We start from the raw sequence: 19,482 nt of genomic DNA, 5'->3' as shown, positions 1-19,482 counted from the left end.
TTCAAAAATCATAATATTTTTATTGGTGCCTTAATTTATCTTCAGACAAAATCAGTATATCCACACCCTATTCTTTATCTTTACAGTCCACGTTTCTTTATCATTGATTCTGGTGAAGGTAATCGCCCTCGAAAAGATTCATAGAGTTTCTCGGGATCATAACTCCCTCCAGCAGAATAGATAAAACGCTTTAATCGACTAGCAAGTTCTGGATTGAAAACATCACCTGTTTCTTCAAAAGCTTGAAAAGTATCAGCATCCAGTACTTCTGACCACATATAAGAATAATAGCTAGCCGCATAACCATCACCTGAAAATATGTGTGCAAAATGCGGAGGACGATGACGCATAATAATTGCGTCAGGCATTCCTAGCTTTTCTAGTTCCTTACGTTCAAAAAATGTTGGATCCACCACTTTTTCTTCTTGATGGAAAGCCATATCTACTAAAGCAGATGAAAGAAACTCAACAGCATTAAAACCAGCATTAAATGTATGTGCTGACAAAATTTTATCCAACAAAGCTTTCGGCAAAGGAATACCTGTTTCCATATGCGTAGCATACGATTGCAATACTTCTGGTACAATTAGCCAATGCTCATAAAGTTGAGAGGGAAGCTCAACAAAATCACGCACAACTGATGTTCCTGCAACAGATGGCCATGTGACATCAGAAAGCAAACCATGCAACGCATGCCCAAATTCATGGAAAAGTGTGCGTGCATCATCAAGCGATAAAAGAGCAAGATTCCCTTTAGAAGACTTAGCAAAATTGCATACATTATAAACGATGGGCTTTTGTCCTCCATTCAATTTATGCTGTGATTGTAATCTGCTCATCCATGCTCCAGATCGTTTTGAAGAACGTGCAAAATAATCACCAATGAAATGCCCAAGTAAACTTCCATCAGATTTTTTGACTTCCCATAAGCGTGCATCAGGATGCCAAAGCGCAACAGTAGTTTTTTCTTCAAATGAAATTCCAAAAAGTTTTTTTGCAACAAAAAAAGCTGCTTCAATCATGCGATCAAGCTGCAAATAATATTTTACTTCTGTTTCATCAAACAAAAATTTCTCAGTACGCAATTTTTCAGCATAATAGCGCCAATCCCAAGCTTTTAAAGGCTCATTATTTCCTTGATTTTTTGCAAAATTTTGTAATTCAGCTTGTTCAGTAGCAGCTTTAGCCTTTGCACGCTCCCATACAGGGGTAAGCAAACTCATAACTGCATTAACATTTTTAGCCATAGTATTGTCAAGCTTTAAATCTGCAAAAGATTTATACCCCAACAATTTCGCTTTTTCAGCCCGAAGTGCAATCATCTCAACAATAATTGCTTTATTATCATGAGTATTTTCACCCCGCTGGGACCAAGCTTGAAAAGCTGTTTTGCGCAAATCACGACGATGAGAGAATTTTAAAAAAGGTTCAATAATCGAGCGCGCTAAAATTAATGCATATAGTCCATTACGACCTCTTTCACAAGAAATTTCCTTCATAGAAGCAATAAGGTCATCTGGCAAACCAGATAAATCTGTTTGTTCTAAAAACAAAATCCACTCAGCCTCATCTTTTAAAATATGCTGACCAAAAGTAGCACCTAAAAAGGCAAGTCTTTCATCAATTTCAACAAGACGTTTTTTACCTTTTTCATCAAGTTTTGCACCATTATTAACAAATTTCCTCCACCATAATTCAATCACACGTTTCGTTTCATGATCATACGAACCTTGCTGTGATTGTTTATAGAGCATATCCATTTTCGCAAATATTCGTGTATCCATCATAATTCTTGAAGAATAACGCGAAAGCTTGACAACAAATTCTTGTTCTAATTTTTGAATCAATTCATTACTATGTGCACTCGCACGCAAAAAAAATATTGAGCATACACGATCAAGGTTCTTGCCAACAAGCTCAAAAGGCTGCAAAAAATTCTCAAGTGTTGGTAGCTCTTCCAAAGCAGCAATAACTTCTACTTCCTCTTCAGCTTCTTTCAGTACATGTTCAAAAGCAGGTTTAAAATCATCATCATTTATTGAAGCAAAATCAGGAAGCCCTGAAAATCCCATCCAGTCGAATATTGCTGCTTGTGTCATAATATTATATTGCCCCTATTAATATTAATAAGTTTAAAACAAAATAATCACCTACATGATATAATCCATTAATAACAACTTTATACTTCAAAATAGCCTCTTAAATCGAACTTTTTATATAAAATAAAATATTATTTTATCATTACGGAATACACAAAAAAGACCTCTTTTGCTGGTCATATGATATTGTTTACAGTTTTTACGATTACATTCTATCCTTGACTTTACTTTAAATACTAACAATTGAAAAACTTGTATTCTAAGTTGTTTATAATTTTGATTCATTATATCTATAGATCTCTAATCTTTTAGAAAGCACTTCACTATGACTGAGACTGAAATCAAAACAACTACCAAGAACCTCAAAGATTTACCTTCTGAAGCTCTTGCTGAAGAATTAAAAAATCTTCATTTTGCTGACTCGATTGATATCATTAATGACCTTGATATTATGGAGCGGGTAACTATCCTCAGTCTTTTACCCCTTGATTATGCCATTGAACTTTTTGACAAACCAGAACTTGAAAAACCAGCAGCTATTCTTGAACTTTTGCCCGTGAATCTCGCTGTTGAAATTCTTGACGGTATGTCCGCAGATGCCGCTGCAGATGTCTTCCAAGAAATGAATAAAGAAACGCGTACACGGCTTTATGCTTTACTAAAACCTTTAACCCGAACTGAACTCAAAAAGCTTACCAGTTATCCAGATCATACAGCTGGTGCATTAATGACAACAGAGTTTATAGCAGTACCAGCAAATTGGACTGTAAAAAAAACTTTAGATTATATTCGTGATGTTGAAAGAACACGTGAGACCGTATACACAAGTTATGTCATTGATCCTAAAACAAGCAAGCTTCTCAAAGCTGTTTCTCTCCGTAACCTTATTCTTGCCTCACCTGATAATAAAATTTTAAACGTCTCCACACACGATACACCTATCACAATATCACCCTTTACGCATCACGAAGATATTGCTCGTCTTTTTCAACGTCATGATCTTCTTTCTGTACCAGTTATTGATGACAGTAATCATGTTATTGGTATTGTAACAGTTGATGATGTACTTGACTCTATGGTCGATGAAATGAGTGAGGATGCCTATAAATTTGGGGGACTGGAAGCTTTAGATAAACCATATATGCAGATAAATTTTTTTGGGATGATGAAAAAACGCGGTGGTTGGCTGGCTTTACTCTTTATGGGTGAAATGTTGACAGCAAGCGCCATGCAATATTTCGAAACAGAACTTGAAAAAGTAATTGCTCTCACATTATTCATTCCTCTTATTATGAGTTCAGGAGGAAACTCTGGTTCACAAGCAACATCTCTTATTATTCGCGCATTAGCCTTACGGGAACTCACACTCAAAGACTGGTGGAAGGTCATCATTCGTGAAATCCCAACAGGCATATCCCTTGGTGTTTTACTCGGAATCATCGGTATTACGCGGATTGCTGTCTGGCAACAGCTCGGAATTTATAATTATGGTGAATATTGGTTTTTTATTGCTATAACTGTAGGAGCAGCCTTAGTTGGAATTGTTACATTCGGTTCTTTAGCTGGGTCTATGTTGCCCTTTATTCTTAAACGTTTAAAATTTGACCCGGCAAGTGCTTCAGCTCCCTTTGTTGCAACCTTAGTAGATGTCACAGGTATTATAATCTACTTTTCTGTTGCTTCCTTTATTTTATCTGGAATCTTACTTTAATATAGCACGTATTAAAATCTTTTCTGTCATTTTTTTATAAAAAATGTTCTTCCTCTTCCCAAAGTCTAAAAAAAGCTGTAAAAGATTTGAAATCTGTAAAGAGAGAAGCTTTACTTCAAAGAAAATTTCATTAAACGAAAAGAAGAAAATTTATGCAATTGCGTAATATTGCTATCATCGCCCACGTTGACCACGGTAAAACAACACTTGTAGACGAACTCCTCAAACAATCAGGAAATTTTCGTAATAACCAGCGCACAAGTGAGCGCATGATGGATTCAAATGATATCGAAAAAGAACGCGGTATTACAATTCTAGCAAAAGTAACATCCGTTGTTTGGAGAAATACCCGAATTAATATTGTTGATACCCCTGGTCACGCCGATTTTGGTGGTGAAGTAGAACGTATCCTCAATATGGTAGACGGTGCTATTGTTCTTGTTGATGCCGCTGAAGGCCCCATGCCACAAACCAAATTTGTTGTTGGAAAAGCATTAAAAGTAGGATTACGTCCTATTGTTGCAATCAATAAAATTGATCGACCTGACGCTCGCGCTGATGAAGTTGTCAATGAAGTTTTTGACCTTTTCGCAGCTCTTGATGCAACCGATGAACAACTAGATTTCCCTATTCTTTATGGATCAGGTCGTGATGGATGGATGGCTGAATCTCCTAAAGGCCCGAAAGATCAAGGACTAAATGCCTTGTTTGATCTTGTAACCCGTCATGTACCTACACCAACCATTGCTGAAGGACCATTCCGCATGATCGGTACTATCCTTGAAGCTGATCCTTTTTTGGGACGAATCATTACAGGACGCATTCATTCAGGCTCAATTAAATCTAATCAAAATATTAAGGTTTTGGGACAAGATGGAAAACTTTTAGAAACTGGGCGTATTTCAAAAATTTTAGCATTCCGTGGACTAGAACGACAGCCTATTGAAGAAAGTGCTGCTGGGGATATTATAGCAATTGCAGGGCTCCAAAAAGGAACTGTTGCTGATACCTTTTGTGATCTTTCCGTTAATGAATCTCTTATTGCTCAACCAATTGATCCACCCACTGTTACTATGAGTTTTCTTGTAAATGATAGTCCTCTTGCTGGTACAGAAGGAGATAAAGTAACAAGTCGCGTGATCCGTGATCGTTTGTTAAAAGAGGCAGAAGGAAATGTAGCTCTTAAAATTGAGGAATCAGCTGATAAAGACTCCTTTTATGTTTCAGGACGAGGAGAATTACAGCTTGCAGTTCTTATTGAAAATATGCGTCGTGAAGGATTTGAACTAAGTGTTTCACGACCACGGGTAGTCATGCAAAAAGATGAAAATGGAACAACTTTAGAACCAATTGAAGAAGTTGTGATCGATGTTGATGAAGAATATTCCGGAACTATTGTTCAAAAAATGTCAGAACGCAAAGGAGAAATGGTTGAACTGCGTCCATCAGGTGGAAATCGTGTACGTCTTGTGTTTTACGCACCGACTCGTGGACTTATTGGCTATCAATCTGAACTTTTAACAGATACACGTGGTACAGCAATTATGAATCGTCTTTTCCATGCCTATGAGCCTTATAAGGGAGAAATTAGTGGCCGTACCAATGGTGTAATGATTTCAAATGATAATGGTGAAGCCGTTGCTTATGCACTTTTCAATCTTGAAGATCGTGGCCCTATGATGATCAATGCTGGCGTTAAAGTTTATCAAGGTATGATCATTGGCATACACTCACGCGATAATGACTTAGAAGTAAATGTTTTAAAAGGAAAAAAGCTAACCAACATGCGTGCTTCTGGTAAAGATGAAGCCGTAAAATTAAGTCCTCCAATCAAAATGACCTTAGAACGTGCGCTATCGTGGATACAAGATGACGAGCTGGTAGAAGTGACGCCTAAAAATATTCGTCTACGTAAACTTTACCTAGATCCAAATGAACGTAAACGTTTCGAAAAAACACGTTCGTCACTTTCCTGATAGATGATCTCTTCACATCAATGTACTATTCTATTTGATTTTATTTAATCCTAGAAAGGGTAATGACATGAATATTAATGAAATACCTATTGGCAAAAATCCGCCAGAAGATATTAACGTTATCATTGAAGTTGCTGTTGATAGTCAACCAATAAAATATGAAATGGATAAAAAATCTGGATTATTATTTGTTGACCGTTTTCTCCATACACCAATGGCTTATCCTGGAAATTATGGCTTCATCCCGCACACACTTTCAGAAGATGGTGATCCTATTGATGTTCTCATCAGTAGTACCCGTCCTCTTATCCCAGGCTGTGTTATTAATGTATACCCAATCGGTGTTCTTATGATGGAAGATGACGGTGGTAAAGACGAAAAAATTATTGCTATTCCTGCTGCAAAATTAACAAAACGCTACGTTAATGTTCATAATTATACAGATCTTCCTGAAATCACATTAAAACAAATTGAGCATTTTTTTAAACATTACAAAGATCTTGAACCTGGAAAATGGGTTAAAATTGAAGGTTGGCGTGATAAAGATTGTGCACATGAATTGATTAAAAAAGCGATTGAGCGCAATAAACAGTATAATTGTTCACTTTAGATAAAAACATAACCTGCATTTTAAACAGGCTATTATCTTACTCATTTTTCTATAGGATCACAATCTCTAAACAATTGTAATATTCGCTCTATCTCTTTTAAATATTTTGAAAAATAAAGTTCTTTATAGTGTGATGTTGCACCACTTCCAAGAGAGATGCAAGATGATGGAATCTTCCACTGTTTGGCCAAAAATTTAATTAATGCTTTATTTGCCTTTCCATTTTCAGGAATAGCACGCAGACGTATAACCAAATACTGTTTCCCATCATCTCTATTTTCAACCTTTATTATACTATCAACTGAGGCTTTTGGAATCAAACGGACAAATAAAATCAAACGATGAGGATCAACTCGATAAAACATCTTTATTCGCCTAAGGGAATATCTTCACTTTTATAAAAACATCCCTGCATAAGCACGCCACATAAAGATACGAATAAAATAAATAATCATAAAAACCACAATAGGTGAAATATCGATTGTCCCCAAATTGGGTAAAAGACGTCGAATATAGCACAAAATTGGTTCTGTTGTACGGTATAGAAAGTCCCCTATCATAGCGACAAAAGCATTTCGGGTATTGACAATATTAAATGTATAAAGCCAAGAAAAAATAGCGTGAGCTATTAAAATAGCAATGTAAATACTAAATGTCAGATCCAGTACACTAAGAAAAGCATAGATCATTCCTGTTTCCTTTACCAATCAATAGAATGGAAGCTCACATAGAAAACTTTAATGAAAATAAATTTTTTTATAATAGTCTTACCGATTATTCTTCTTTTTCGTCGCTAAGAGAATTAAGACAAAAATTAACATTTTTAGCATATATCATTATGTCGTAATGTAATAAAATATTAAAGTGAAGCGATAATACACCAAAATAAAAAAAGAATTTATAAAACTTTTCATCCTTCATATAATTAGCCAATGAGCTAACTTAATTTTTGTTTTCTTTACAAACTATTCTAAATTAAATCGGCCTTTAAAGGCCGATTTTAAATTACATTTGCAAAGCAATAAAACGGTTAAGTGCATCGTTAAAACCAGTTAATTGCACAAATAAGTCATTCAGAGCTGGCTCTCCTGGAGTAGAAACTGTCATCGCTAAATTCAACTTTTTTCCTGCACGTAAAGCTGCCACATAACTTTTGTCAAAAGCTATTGGAACAATACAACCTGCTGGTATGCAGGTTCGAATACTCGTTTCAATAACATTCTTCCCACCATCTACTTGTAAACGAATAGGTTTAGAAACTAAAATACCGAAAGGGACTGTCAAGTTTCCTGACAAAGAACCATCGGAATTGGAAGAAATGTTCATAGCTAATATGACACGATTTTGATCATTAACTTCTTGGCGATACATAAAGCAAACTTTTTTTCCTTCCTGCAAATTACAGTTAACATTCCACAAACCATAAGTCTCGGTTAAAGAAGAAGCACCGTTCGGCAATGAAGCTTCAGAAAGCTTTGTTGCAGTTGGTTTTGTATTCTGTGCAAATGCAATAGAAATACTTAAGAGTGTAAAAGTTATAACGAAACTGAATATTTTTTTCATCTCACATCCTAATTTTAAAACGCACAATAGAATCACTTCTATTATTTCTGATAAAGAGGTATAATACAAAGCTTCTTAAGAAAAAAAATAGCTTTTACGATTATAGGAGTTATAAACACCTAAAACTATTTCGGAATTCTTTTACAATTTGTGTATAAACATGCTTTTTAAAAGAAACAACAATTGACGGGAGCGTTTCTAAATCAATCCATTTCCACTGATCAAACTCTGCTTTATTGCCATCAGGTGGTGGATTAATCTTAATTTCAGAAATCTCTCCCGTAAACTGAAAAGAAAACCATTTTTGCATTTGACCACGATATTTATTGCTTAAAACATGTCCAATAAGTTCTTGTGGAAAATCATACTCAAACCAATCCTGAACTTCCTTAATCAACTTAACGGATTGGATACCTGTTTCTTCATAAAGCTCACGCAGTGCTGCATCTATCGGTTTTTCTCCCTGATTAATTCCCCCCTGTGGTAACTGCCAAAGTTTGGACATGTCAACTTGTGCATAAGCAACTGTCATCAAACGGCGTCCAACCCAAACCTTACCTTCATGATTAAACACAAGAATTCCCACACATTTTCGATAAGGGAGAGCTTTAAAATCAATAATTGTATCCACCTCATTATCCCTTAATAAAAGTACAGCTCATATAAAAATATAAGCTGTACACCTTTCTTCTTACTTTAAAGTATCTTGACGAGGATCTGGTGGAAACGCTTTATGCGTTATCTCACCCCGTAAAAGCTTATAAGCTTCATTCAATTGCATATCATCTTTAGGATCTTTAGGAACAAAAGCAGCCGAACCAGAGCCTTTTTCACTTTCTTGTTTTCCTTTAATATGTCCCCTTAACTCAGATTCACCAAGCGTTACATCATAGCCCTTATATTTTTCAGGCAATGGCTGCTCGACAATAATATCAGGTGTAATCCCGGTTCCTTGAATTGATGTGCCCGCAGGTGTGTAATAAAGCGCTGTCGTTAAACGTAAAGCTCCATTTTCACCTAAAGGAATAATCGTTTGAACAGATCCCTTACCAAAAGATTGTGTTCCCAAAATTGTAGCACGGCGATGATCTTGTAAAGCTCCTGCGACAATTTCAGAAGCGCTTGCTGAACCACCATTAATAAGAACAATGAGAGGCTTCCCATTAAGCAAATCTCCTGGTCTAGCATCAAATCTCGTCACATCTTTCTTTCTGCGGCCACGAATCGATACAATTTCACCTTTATTAAGAAAAGCACCTGAAATACTAACAGCCTGTTCTAAAAGCCCTCCAGGATTAAGGCGTAAATCAAGCACATACCCTTTCAAACGATCTTGAGAAATTTTGGATTGAATATCTTTAACTGCAGCCTGAAGATCACCAAAAGTCTGTTCAGAAAATTGAATGAGTCTTAAATAACCAATATCATTTTCAACACGATACTTAACCGCTTTCACTTTGATAATATTACGAATAACTTTGATCTCAAGCGGTTTATCAACACCAGAACGAATAATTGTGAGCGTAACCGGTGTACCAACAGCACCTCTCATTTGATTCACAGCTTCATTCAAAGATTGACCGTTCACCTGTTTACCATCAATCTTTGAAATAACATCTCCTGCTAAAATACCAGCTTTTGAAGCTGGTGTATCCTCCATTGGGGAAACAACCTTAAGGAGATTCTTCTCCATAGTCACTTCAATACCAAGACCACCAAACTCTCCCTTAGTAGCAGCTCTCATGTCTTTGGCTGCTTCAGCATCCATATAAGAGGAATGTGGATCAAGCGAAGAAAGCATTCCATTAATAGCATTTTCAACAAGTTTTTTATCATTTGGAACCGTAACATAGTGCGTCCGCACTCGTTCAAAGATATCACCAAATATAGCCAACTGTTTATAAGTATTACTATCATTATTCGCAGAAACAGATTGCACCATAATCATTGAACTGGTGCTGAGCAATATCACAGCAACCGAAAGAATAACTTTACGAATCATTTTTGTTCCTTTTTAATTGTTCAGTCTGCCACCAAGGGTTTGGATCCACAGGTTTTCCATGCTTTCTAAACTCAATGTAAAGCATTGGAGTACTTTTTCCTATATCCAATGCAATAGTATTCGCAATAAATTCCGTTCCCATTGTACCAATAGGTTCACCTGAAAGAACAAACTGCCCCTGAATTACATTGATTTTAGCCATCCCGATAAGAGTAATATAATAACCATTTCCAACATTAAGAATGATTAATTGTCCATAAGAACGGAATGCTCCAGAAAAAGCAACAAGAGCATCAGCAGGAGCTATAACTACAGCTTCTGGTTCTGTTGCAATAACTTCACCAAAACGCGCAACATGCGAACTATTATTAAAATGTTGAATTTTTTTTCCCGAAACAGGTAAAAGCAAATGACCCTTTTTATTTTGAAAATCCATCTGCTCTAATAATTGTAAACTCTTCCGTATATTTTCTGATGCAGCGGAATTAGATTGTGATTGATAATCAAGCTCTAAAATTAATTCTTCTAAAGACTGAGCTTTCTTAATAAGAGTAATATTTTTCTGTTGTAACATCATAAGCTCTTTTTCTGATCTTTGCTGTAATTTCGCTTTTTTATCTAATAAAAACTCTAAATATTTAAGCTGCTCTGCTTGATTCTGCATTTTAGCTTTTAAATCTGCGCATTCCGTAGCAATTACATGACTTAAGTTGGACAATTTTTTTAGATTCTCTATTAAACTCTGTGTTTTTTCTTGCATATCAGGAATGATGACTCCTAATAAAATAGAGCTGCGTATGGAAGCAAGAACATCTTCAGGTCGCGCTATAAGAGCAGGAGGTGGTTTTAATTCTGTCCGCACTAAAACGGCTAATATCTCTGCAAATTCAGCCTGGCGATTTTTTAAATTGTGATCCGCTTGCATCTTCTGCCCTAAAAGTTGCTTAAGCTTTTCCTCCCTTTCAATAATATCATTTGCTACATTGCGCTCTACTTTAGCAACTTTTATAAGTTCATCAGTTAAAGTACGTTGATCTTTTTTTAAGCGATCAACTTGTTGTATCAACGAAGCAATATGCTTACGCGATACAGAAATATTATTGCGAATGTCCATTAATGTTTTTTGTACTAATTCGCGACTGTCTATATCTTCAGCATACAAAATAGATGTCCTGATATCCATGCTTAATATTAGCATCAGAAATATCATCCATTTCTTGCATAAATACTGCATCTTTATCTTTTCATGAAGAAACCTCTTCATTTGTCCAACCATTAAATTCCATTATATAAACTAATGATGCTTTAAATGCTGTCACCTAAAACAATGTTAATAAGTGCATGAATAGGTGTAAAAAATATATATAATTTAAAGACGATGATAAGGATGATGGTTGATAATTGTTATGGCTCTATACAACTGTTCTGTGAGTAATATACGTGCAATCTGATGCGGCCATGTCATAAAACCAAAAGATAAAAGAAAATCAGAACGGTTTTTAACCTGTTCGCTATGTCCATCAGGTCCTCCTAAAGCAAATATCAAATCACGAACACCTTCATCACGGTAAAATGCTAATTTTTCAGCAAAAACAGATGATGACATCAACTTTCCACGCTCATCCAATACGATTAATCGGCATTTTTCAGGCAAATATTCAAAAAGTTTTTTTCCTTCTTCTTCCATACGTTGACAAACTGTATGAGCACGACTTTCTGATATTTCTTGCATTTTTCCAAAATGAAAACCTACAGTCCCAGCACTTTTAGAAAAACGATCCAAATAACGGTGAACTAATATCTGTTCCACACCTTGTTTCATACGACCAACAGCAAAAATAGAAACTTGCATGTCAGTTATCTCCAACAAAAATTGTTTCAATATTCTCCAAACCTGAATCAAACCATATTTTTTCTAAATTATAAAAAGTACGAATTTCTGGACGAAAAAGATGAATAATGATATCGCCTGCATCAATCAGCACCCAATCCCCTCCAGCCATTCCCTCTACCCTTGCTTTACCGTATCCACTTTCTTTCCAAACAGATAAAAGACGATCAGTAATAGCCAAAATATGACGCTGCGAACAACCAGAAGCAATAACCATATAATCAGCCAAAGAAGACCTTCCCTGCAAATCAATAGAAACAATATCTTCTGCTTTTATATCTTCTAAATTGCTAAGAATAATTTTAAGACCATTCGTAACTGACAAGCCTTTTTCTTCTGCCAAAGGAGCAATAATATTACAACATTTTTGTACAAATTTTTCCAGACTAATATCCTTTCTTATTATTTGAAACATAAGAGTTAAGAGTAAAAATAAGTTACTCTAAAATAGTTGCAGAATCCTATAGAATCTTCAAGAAAAATCATTCTCTTGTAAACGAAGCTTTGTTGAAGACTGAAAAGATAAAGGTCCATGTAAATAAATCCAAGCAGGTGGTGCCATAAAAGGCAATAATGTGCTTGCTCTCTCATCCACACGAGAATAACAATAAGTTCTAGCCATAGGAGAAGAAAGTGCTGACATACGTGCTAAAGGACGATCAATGATTGCAATGGGAATCATAGACATGATATCTCGCCACCTATGCCAATAATGAAACGTTGCTAAATTATCTGCTCCCATAACCCACACAAAATGCACTCCCCTATGGCGTGTAAGAATATAAGAAATCGTATCAACAGATATTTTGCTCCCTATAGTCTTCTCAAAACCTGTTACGCGAACCTTTGGATGATTAAGAAGTTCCAAGCTTAACTGCATTCTCTTACGCAAAGACAACAATTGTAGACAATCTTTTAAAGGATTTCCTGGAGTTATCATCCACCATAATTGGTTAAGACGCAAACGCAAAATTGCAGTCTTTGCAACAAGAAGATGGCCTGCATGTGGTGGATTAAATGACCCACCAAAAAGGCCAATAACATTGGATTTTTCAACATGTGGTATACGATTTTCCCATGGAAAAAAAAGTTGCTGCAAGGCCTAACCTACCCATTTCCACTAATGTAATATTGAAATGATGTCAATTGTTCAACTCCTATTGGTCCGCACGCATGCATTTTCCCTGTTGCAATACCAATTTCTGCTCCAAAACTAAATTCACTTCCATCAGCAAATTGTGTTGATGCATTATGAAGCAAAACGGCTGAATCTAAATGATTAAAAAACATTTTAACTATCCCTATATCCTCACTAATAATTGTTCAGTATGTCCTGATGAATAACGCTGAATGTATGCAATAGCTCCCTCAATACCATCAACCGTTTTAACAGATAAAATTGCATCAAGATATTTACAAGACTAATCTTCTTCACAAGCTAATATAGCTCCTTGCATAAGCGATATGATATCTTCTGTTACACGAATTTCACATTCCTTCTCTTGTAAAGCAATGAGAACAGGAAAAATTTTTTAATGCCTGACGGTTAATCAAAACTGTCTCAACAGCTCCACATATACCCATACGCCTTAATTTTGCATTTAATACAATTTTACGTGCCATATCTAAATCCGCTGATTTATCAATATAAATATAACAAAGACCTTCTAAATGTGTGAAAGTAGGAACACGCGCACGGATTAAATGCGTGCCACAAGATTTTTCCTACCACGGGATATAATAACATCAATTGCTCCATCCCAACCTTTAAACATTTCACCAACAGTATCGCGATCTTTTTTTTCCACTATTTGAATAATGCTCCTAGGTAAGCCGGCTTGTTCCAATCCTTTCACTAATGCCGAATGAAGCGCAAGTACAGAATGAAAACTATTTGAACCACCATGCAAAATTGCAGCATCTCCATCTTTCAAATACAAAGCACTTGTATCAATTGTAACATTTAGCCGCCTTTTATAAATAATACCAATAACACTAAGTGGTGTTCACACACGACGAACACAAAGCCCATTTGGATGCGTCCATTCACTGATTACTTCTCCAACAGAATCGGACAAGTAAGCAATCTGACGAACACTATCGATCATTGCATGTAAACGTGCTTCATCCAACTTCAGCCGATCAACCATTGCGGATGTTAAAATATTCCGAGCAGCATTTTCTAAATCTTGACGATTAGTCCATAAAATTTCAACCGACTGATTTTCTAGGTTCAGAGCGATCATTTCCAAAGCACTTTTTCTTTGGTCAGCAGAAGCACTTGCAAATATCGAAACAATATCACATGCTTTCTGCCCCATAACTCTCATCTGCTCTGCTAAAGTCATATGATCACTCATTTACAAACTCACAAAAAAGAGAACTTTTATATTCAATCCTATAAGCAACGTAAAACCATATCATTGCGATGCATTACAACGGAACATACTCCATTCCCAAGAATATATTCTATTTCTTCGTTCTTACAACCTATAATAATTTTTGCTTCATCTGCTCCATAATTTATAAGACCACGAGCAATCTCAATTCCATTTTCATCAACAATCGCAACCGTATCTCCACGATCAAACATTCCCACAACAGCAACAACTCCGGTAGCAAGTAATGATTTTCCAACCTCAAAGGCTTTAATAGCTCCCTGATCAACAGTCAAAACACCAGATGGATCTAAATGACAAAAAATCCATTTTTTCCAGGTATTTACTGGCTTCTCATTTGCAGTAAAAAAACTACCGCGTTTTCCTTTGTCAATTGCAACAATGGGATTCATGCATTTTCCTGAAGTAATAAGCATTGCTGTCCCAGCAGCAGTAGCTATTTTCTCGGCCTCAAATTTAGTTTTCATTCCACTCTGTGAAAACTATGAAGCAGCAATGCCCATCATTTTCTCAATATCACGTGTAATTAACGCAATATAAAGAAACAAATTCAGCTCCTGGGTTCAAATGAGGAAAATACGTATAAAGACCATCAACACCGGATAAAAGGATTAAAAGATCTGCTCCCATCATCGTTGCAACATGTGCTGCTAAACGATCATTATCACCATAACGAATTTCACTTGTTGCTCCAATATCATTTTCATTGATAATAGGTACGATCCCCAAAAGTAAAAGCGTATCAATAGTAGCACGCGCATTAAGATAATGCTGACGCTCTTCCTTATCGGATAATGTCAGCAAAATTTGACCTGTTCTCAATCCATATTGGGACAGTCCATCACTATAAGCTTTAATAAGTTCAATTTAGCCTAAGGCAGCACATGCCTGACTCTCTTCTAATTTTAAAAAACTTTAGAAAGATGAAGTGAGATAAGCCCTAAAGCAATAGCACTAAAAGAAACAAATAAAACCTCAACACCATTTTGGCGTAGTACAACAGCATCATTAATTAAACTTTTAAGCCATTCAACGCGTAAACCTGTTTGAGGATCAACTAAAAGCGCAAAACAAACCTTAATCACAATACATTTATACTTATACTGCGAAAGTTTTTGCATTCCAATGATCATCGCCATGAATCCTATTTATGCTTCATAAACATTATCTTGTCGTTCTTTTTCAATGATATGTGCAATAGCACGCAATACATGATCTAAACCTTCATGACTAACCGCAGAAAACATCATAACCGATTTACCAGATGCTCTTTGCAATATTTCTTGTTTGACGGCACGTTCCCCAATAGAAAGAGTATCGATTTGACTTAAAGCCACAATTTCAGTTTTATTGCTCAAATGATGTCCATATGACTCAAGCTCATGACGAATAATATGATAAGCTTTTGCCACATTTTCTTCTTGAGCAGAAACTAAATGAAGTAAAACACGGCAACGTTCTACATGCCCTAAAAAACGGTCACCGATTCCCACACCTTCATGAGCTCCTTCGATCAAACCAGGAATATCGGCCAAAACAAATTCGCGAGCATCAATAGATGCAACACCAAGATGAGGATACAAAGTAGTAAAAGGATAATCCGCAATTTTTGGCTTTGCGGCTGTTACTGCCGCTAAAAAAGTTGATTTGCCAGCATTTGGCAGACCAACAAGTCCCCCATCAGCAATTAATTTCAAACGTAGCCAAAGTGTACGTTCTTCTCCACTCAAGCCTGGATTCGCATACCGAGGTGCTCGATTCGTAGAAGTTGTAAAATGAAGATTACCAAAACCGCCATTGCCTCCTTTGGCAAGACGATAACGTTGACCAACTTCTATCAAATCACAAATCAATGTTTTATTATCTTCTTCAAAAATCTGTGTTCCAACTGGCACTTTCAGAATGATATCATCACCCTTTACGCCTGTCATATTGCGCCCTTTACCATGCCCTCCTGTTTTTGCTCTAAAATGCTGCTGATAACGATAATCAATCAGTGTGTTGAGCCCATCAACGACAAGAGCCCACACATCACCACCACGTCCTCCATTCCCTCCATCTGGACCTCCAAATTCTATAAACTTTTCACGACGGAATGATACTGCTCCTGCTCCACCATTACCAGAACGAATGTAGACTTTAGCCTGATCAAGAAATTTCATAAAACGCCTATTGAGGAATTAGTTTCTTCTATTTATACAAAAACACGTTTATTTCACAGTTTTTTATTCTGTACAAAAAACACATAATAATTACTACAAATTGATTAAAAAAGTTCTTGTGATATCAATAAAACCAAATAACTTTTAGCCTTTTATATATAAAAACTATTTTTGTGTTTCAGTTATACCCTTAAATTCAAGAGCTAAAAGATAAAGTTCAACTGATTCTGCTCGGCTTGCAGGGGGTTTGACATGATGAACCGTTTTAAAATTCTGTTTTAATGTAGTGAGAAGAGTATTCTCTGCTCCTCCCTGAAAAGCCTTTGCCAAAAAATGACCTCCAGACTTAAGAACAGAAAGAGCAAAATCAGCAGCCATTTCACATAAATATACTGTTCTCAAATGATCCGTTTGACGATGTCCAGTCGTTGGCGCTGCCATATCAGAAAGCACTATATCTGGCTGTTCTCCTAAAGCATCCATCAATTTCTGCGATGCATTTTCATGTAAAAAATCCATCTCCAGTACTACAACCCCCGGTAGTGGATCCACCGGCAAATAATCAATACCAACAACGCTTGGCTTTTGATCACTTGATTCCACTTTACGGGCTGCAACCTGACACCATCCCCCAGGAGCAGCTCCTAGATCGATGACTTTCTGGCCTTTTTTGAAGATCTTATAACGCTCATCAATTTCAATAAGTTTATAAGCAGAACGTGAACGATAACCATCTATTTTTGATTGATGAACATAAGGATCGTTTAAATGCCTTTCTAACCATCGCCGTGACGATGCTTTAATCGTTCCTGCTTTCTTTTTTACACGCTGATATAGTGCGTATGACCCTGAACCACCTCTACCACCTTTTGATGTCGTTTTTTTCATAAATTTACTATTTCTATATTCTGATAATTTTTAATACTTAAAACATTTATTCTTATGATGATGCCCCAAACACTATCATTCAATATTCAATCCTAGCAAACCTCTTATTTGCTTCATAAGCTGCAACTCTTAAATCATTAACTGAACAAAATTTAAATACCATCTCAAATAGCACAACCAGCTAAAACTAAATTTTTCTTTTGTCTTCAATGCAAGAAGTAGTTGCACATTTTTCTATATTCTACGACAATAAATTTTCTATCATAAAGGTCATAGCTACTCTACCTCTACACCTTTTATCAAAATATCTTCAATTTAACTTTGATCGTACTTTTTATAATTGAGATAATAAAATTATTATTGCTCCAAAAGTTCCCAAAAGATAAAATTTTAAGCCTTGTAATAAAATTTTTAATTTGTAAGGATCTAAAAAATTAAAAAAAAACTCGCACATAATTTTTCAACGATCTAAAACTATCTGAACACATATCTTTTTTTCCAAAAATATTTAGTGAGCATAACAATACAAATGAATAAAAAAGCATCCAATAATCTGTTTCTTCTCAACAATCTTTAATGCAAGACCAGTTGTACCTAAAATATGCTAAATAAAATAGCACGTATCCATTGCAATTAAATGATAATGCTTAATCTGCCTTTTCTTTAATTTCAAACGACAAACTTTTAATGCTTCAATCACATAATTTATTGCTTTTATGCTAAAAAATCATTCTTTCTCCTAATCCCAAAATCAATGAACAATTCGCGCGACAAGAAAACGACAATTACTGGCTTCTAAATCAATTTCCACATAAAAGGTAAAGATTTTAAATGAGAAAAATTTTTGATTTTGCAACTGCAATTATTTGATCATACAATCAATTCACTCTATCCTGTTGAACAAGAACATTTATCTCTAGTGTTTCTTCGTGGTTGCTGTTGATTCACAATAAAATAAAACACAACTTTATCTACAATAATATAAAACGATTATTTAATCATTATTATGTATAATACACTAATTTATTAAGAAGATTTATAATGTAAAGCTTATATGTAAAAATATAATCTTTTTCTAAAATCTGTAAAATTATTTATAAATACAAAATACAAATATTATTGATACTCTATATATTTTTTAAAATAAATATACATGATAATTTTTTTACTTTATTATTTAAATTAAAAAAAATAGTGACTATTTAGCTAAAATAGCAATCTTTTTTTCTTCATCTTATTACATCTTTTATCGTTGTAAAGAAAATAGTGCTTCACTCAACCCATTAAATGGTAAGATAAAAGAGAGTGTTTTTCCTTCTTTAAGCTTATAGGAAATACGTACATTCTTCTTTTTCTCTATTTGATCACTTAAGATAGGACTCAAAGCTGACTGTGCTAAACAGACCATTTCATCACACTGCGTATAACGAACAAAACTAGGTTCTTTAACATCTTCTACAGATATTTTTATAGGAATAGTTGTGTCAGAATTTGGCAATGTACGGAAAAGCATAGCTGGTTGACCATTTTTTGTAGAAACAAGAGACCAACTAAACACTGTATTATCCTCTTCATCATGAACTGTTTGTGTTACATTACATACACCCTGCTTAAGAGTTGTGTTTTCATCACAAATCAAAGTCCAATTATAAAACTGCATAATGAGACGTCGTATTTCTCCAGGTTTTCCGGATGGTACAGACAGTTGGGGTGGATGTAGCGTATACATATTTTTTTCATGAGCAAAACTTCCCCCTTTGCCTAATAAGACAAAGACAAAAAAAAGACTTACAAAAATACTTTGATATTTCATCATTATTTTAGTCTCACACTTATTCCTGCACCTATACCCCAATGACCACCAGCAGTTGTTACAGAAACGTTAGAGCGAATATCTCCGCTTTCAGATGTATAACCAGCACCAAAAGCAATTGCAGATTGACTGCGCCATGAACCACTACTAAATGCAATGCTTAATGCACCAGGAGCATCTTCATAACGCAAACTAGATACAGCTAAACCAATAGCTGCTGCTTGCCTTGCTTCTTGTTTTACACCCTCGATATTATAATTTAGGCTATCAAACTTCATATCAGTATAATCTTTAGCTTCAGAAACAATATTCTCCACCTTTTCATCTGTATATTTTTTTGCATCATCGAGAACAGTTTCCATTTTCTC

General features: G+C 35.4%; 17 protein-coding genes and 2 pseudogenes. 3 read left to right on the top strand and 16 right to left on the bottom strand.

Features of this window, described 5'->3' with window-relative positions:
- Positions 1 to 80: 80 nt before the first annotated feature.
- Positions 81 to 2,099 carry a M3 family metallopeptidase gene (locus M4Z11_RS03815; protein ID WP_249676489.1) on the bottom strand — a complete coding sequence of 673 codons (2,019 nt, stop codon included), beginning with the start codon at positions 2,097 to 2,099 and terminating at the stop codon, positions 81 to 83.
- Positions 2,100 to 2,424: 325 nt separating this feature from the next.
- Between M4Z11_RS03815 and mgtE the strand changes: the two genes are divergently transcribed.
- The 3 genes from mgtE to ppa all read left to right on the top strand — a co-directional run bounded on the left by mgtE (position 2,425) and on the right by ppa (position 6,396).
- Positions 2,425 to 3,810 (top strand): magnesium transporter, encoded by a 1,386-nt coding sequence (gene mgtE, locus M4Z11_RS03810; protein WP_249676487.1) that lies wholly within the window; start codon positions 2,425 to 2,427, stop codon positions 3,808 to 3,810.
- A 152-nt stretch (positions 3,811 to 3,962) separates the two neighbouring features.
- Positions 3,963 to 5,786, top strand: a complete 1,824-nt coding sequence (typA, locus tag M4Z11_RS03805) for a translational GTPase TypA (protein WP_249676485.1) — start codon at positions 3,963 to 3,965, stop codon at positions 5,784 to 5,786.
- A gap of 67 nt (positions 5,787 to 5,853) precedes the next feature.
- A complete protein-coding gene (ppa, locus tag M4Z11_RS03800) occupies positions 5,854 to 6,396 on the top strand; it encodes an inorganic diphosphatase (protein ID WP_249676482.1) in 543 nt (180 codons plus the stop codon).
- Between the two features lie 41 nt (positions 6,397 to 6,437).
- Here ppa and M4Z11_RS03795 read toward each other — a convergent pair whose 3' ends face one another.
- The 15 genes and pseudogenes from M4Z11_RS03795 to M4Z11_RS03725 form a co-directional block, all read right to left on the bottom strand.
- Positions 6,438 to 6,761, bottom strand: coding sequence for a DUF167 domain-containing protein (locus M4Z11_RS03795; RefSeq protein ID WP_249676478.1), 324 nt, complete (start codon positions 6,759 to 6,761; stop codon positions 6,438 to 6,440).
- Between the two features lie 30 nt (positions 6,762 to 6,791).
- Entirely contained in the window at positions 6,792 to 7,085 is a 294-nt protein-coding gene (locus M4Z11_RS03790) for a YggT family protein (RefSeq protein ID WP_249676475.1), read from the bottom strand.
- 316 nt (positions 7,086 to 7,401) lie between these two features.
- Positions 7,402 to 7,959, bottom strand: a complete 558-nt coding sequence (locus tag M4Z11_RS03785) for an invasion associated locus B family protein (protein WP_249676472.1) — start codon at positions 7,957 to 7,959, stop codon at positions 7,402 to 7,404.
- A 109-nt stretch (positions 7,960 to 8,068) separates the two neighbouring features.
- On the bottom strand, positions 8,069 to 8,590 hold the full coding sequence (locus M4Z11_RS03780; RefSeq protein WP_249676470.1) for an RNA pyrophosphohydrolase: 522 nt from the start codon (positions 8,588 to 8,590) through the stop codon (positions 8,069 to 8,071).
- 60 nt (positions 8,591 to 8,650) lie between these two features.
- Entirely contained in the window at positions 8,651 to 9,961 is a 1,311-nt protein-coding gene (locus tag M4Z11_RS03775) for a S41 family peptidase (protein WP_249676467.1), read from the bottom strand.
- Entirely contained in the window at positions 9,951 to 11,237 is a 1,287-nt protein-coding gene (locus M4Z11_RS03770; RefSeq protein ID WP_249676464.1) for a murein hydrolase activator EnvC family protein, read from the bottom strand. Before M4Z11_RS03770 ends, M4Z11_RS03775 begins: the two co-directional genes overlap by 11 nt.
- 93 nt (positions 11,238 to 11,330) lie before the next feature.
- The gene (gene rlmH / locus M4Z11_RS03765; protein WP_249676462.1) at positions 11,331 to 11,813 is read right to left on the bottom strand and encodes a 23S rRNA (pseudouridine(1915)-N(3))-methyltransferase RlmH; all 483 of its coding nucleotides are present in this window, start codon (positions 11,811 to 11,813) and stop codon (positions 11,331 to 11,333) included.
- Between the two features lies 1 nt (position 11,814).
- The gene (gene rsfS / locus M4Z11_RS03760) at positions 11,815 to 12,267 is read right to left on the bottom strand and encodes a ribosome silencing factor (RefSeq protein ID WP_249676458.1); all 453 of its coding nucleotides are present in this window, start codon (positions 12,265 to 12,267) and stop codon (positions 11,815 to 11,817) included.
- Positions 12,268 to 12,324: 57 nt separating this feature from the next.
- On the bottom strand, positions 12,325 to 12,951 hold the full coding sequence (locus M4Z11_RS03755) for a nicotinate-nucleotide adenylyltransferase (protein WP_249676455.1): 627 nt from the start codon (positions 12,949 to 12,951) through the stop codon (positions 12,325 to 12,327).
- Positions 12,952 to 12,959: 8 nt separating this feature from the next.
- Positions 12,960 to 14,182 (bottom strand): annotated as a pseudogene (locus tag M4Z11_RS03750) (glutamate-5-semialdehyde dehydrogenase).
- A 68-nt stretch (positions 14,183 to 14,250) separates the two neighbouring features.
- Positions 14,251 to 15,384 (bottom strand): annotated as a pseudogene (gene proB / locus M4Z11_RS03745) (glutamate 5-kinase).
- A 15-nt stretch (positions 15,385 to 15,399) separates the two neighbouring features.
- Positions 15,400 to 16,413, bottom strand: a complete 1,014-nt coding sequence (gene obgE / locus M4Z11_RS03740) for a GTPase ObgE (protein WP_249676451.1) — start codon at positions 16,411 to 16,413, stop codon at positions 15,400 to 15,402.
- 165 nt (positions 16,414 to 16,578) lie between these two features.
- Positions 16,579 to 17,301: an RlmE family RNA methyltransferase gene (locus M4Z11_RS03735; RefSeq protein WP_249676448.1), complete on the bottom strand. Its 723-nt coding sequence runs from the start codon at positions 17,299 to 17,301 to the stop codon at positions 16,579 to 16,581.
- Positions 17,302 to 18,547: 1,246 nt separating this feature from the next.
- Positions 18,548 to 19,117, bottom strand: coding sequence for an invasion associated locus B family protein (locus M4Z11_RS03730; protein WP_249676446.1), 570 nt, complete (start codon positions 19,115 to 19,117; stop codon positions 18,548 to 18,550).
- On the bottom strand, positions 19,117 to 19,482 hold a 366-nt coding region (locus tag M4Z11_RS03725; protein ID WP_249676444.1), incomplete at its 5' end, for a YadA-like family protein. The genes M4Z11_RS03730 and M4Z11_RS03725, both read right to left, overlap by 1 nt.

Origin of the sequence: Bartonella bilalgolemi (assembly GCF_023500045.1) — a bacterium.
Lineage (GTDB): Bacteria > Pseudomonadota > Alphaproteobacteria > Rhizobiales > Rhizobiaceae > Bartonella > Bartonella bilalgolemii.
The sequence above is the reverse complement of the archived record's forward strand: the minus strand, read 5'-3'. Positions and strand labels throughout refer to the sequence as shown.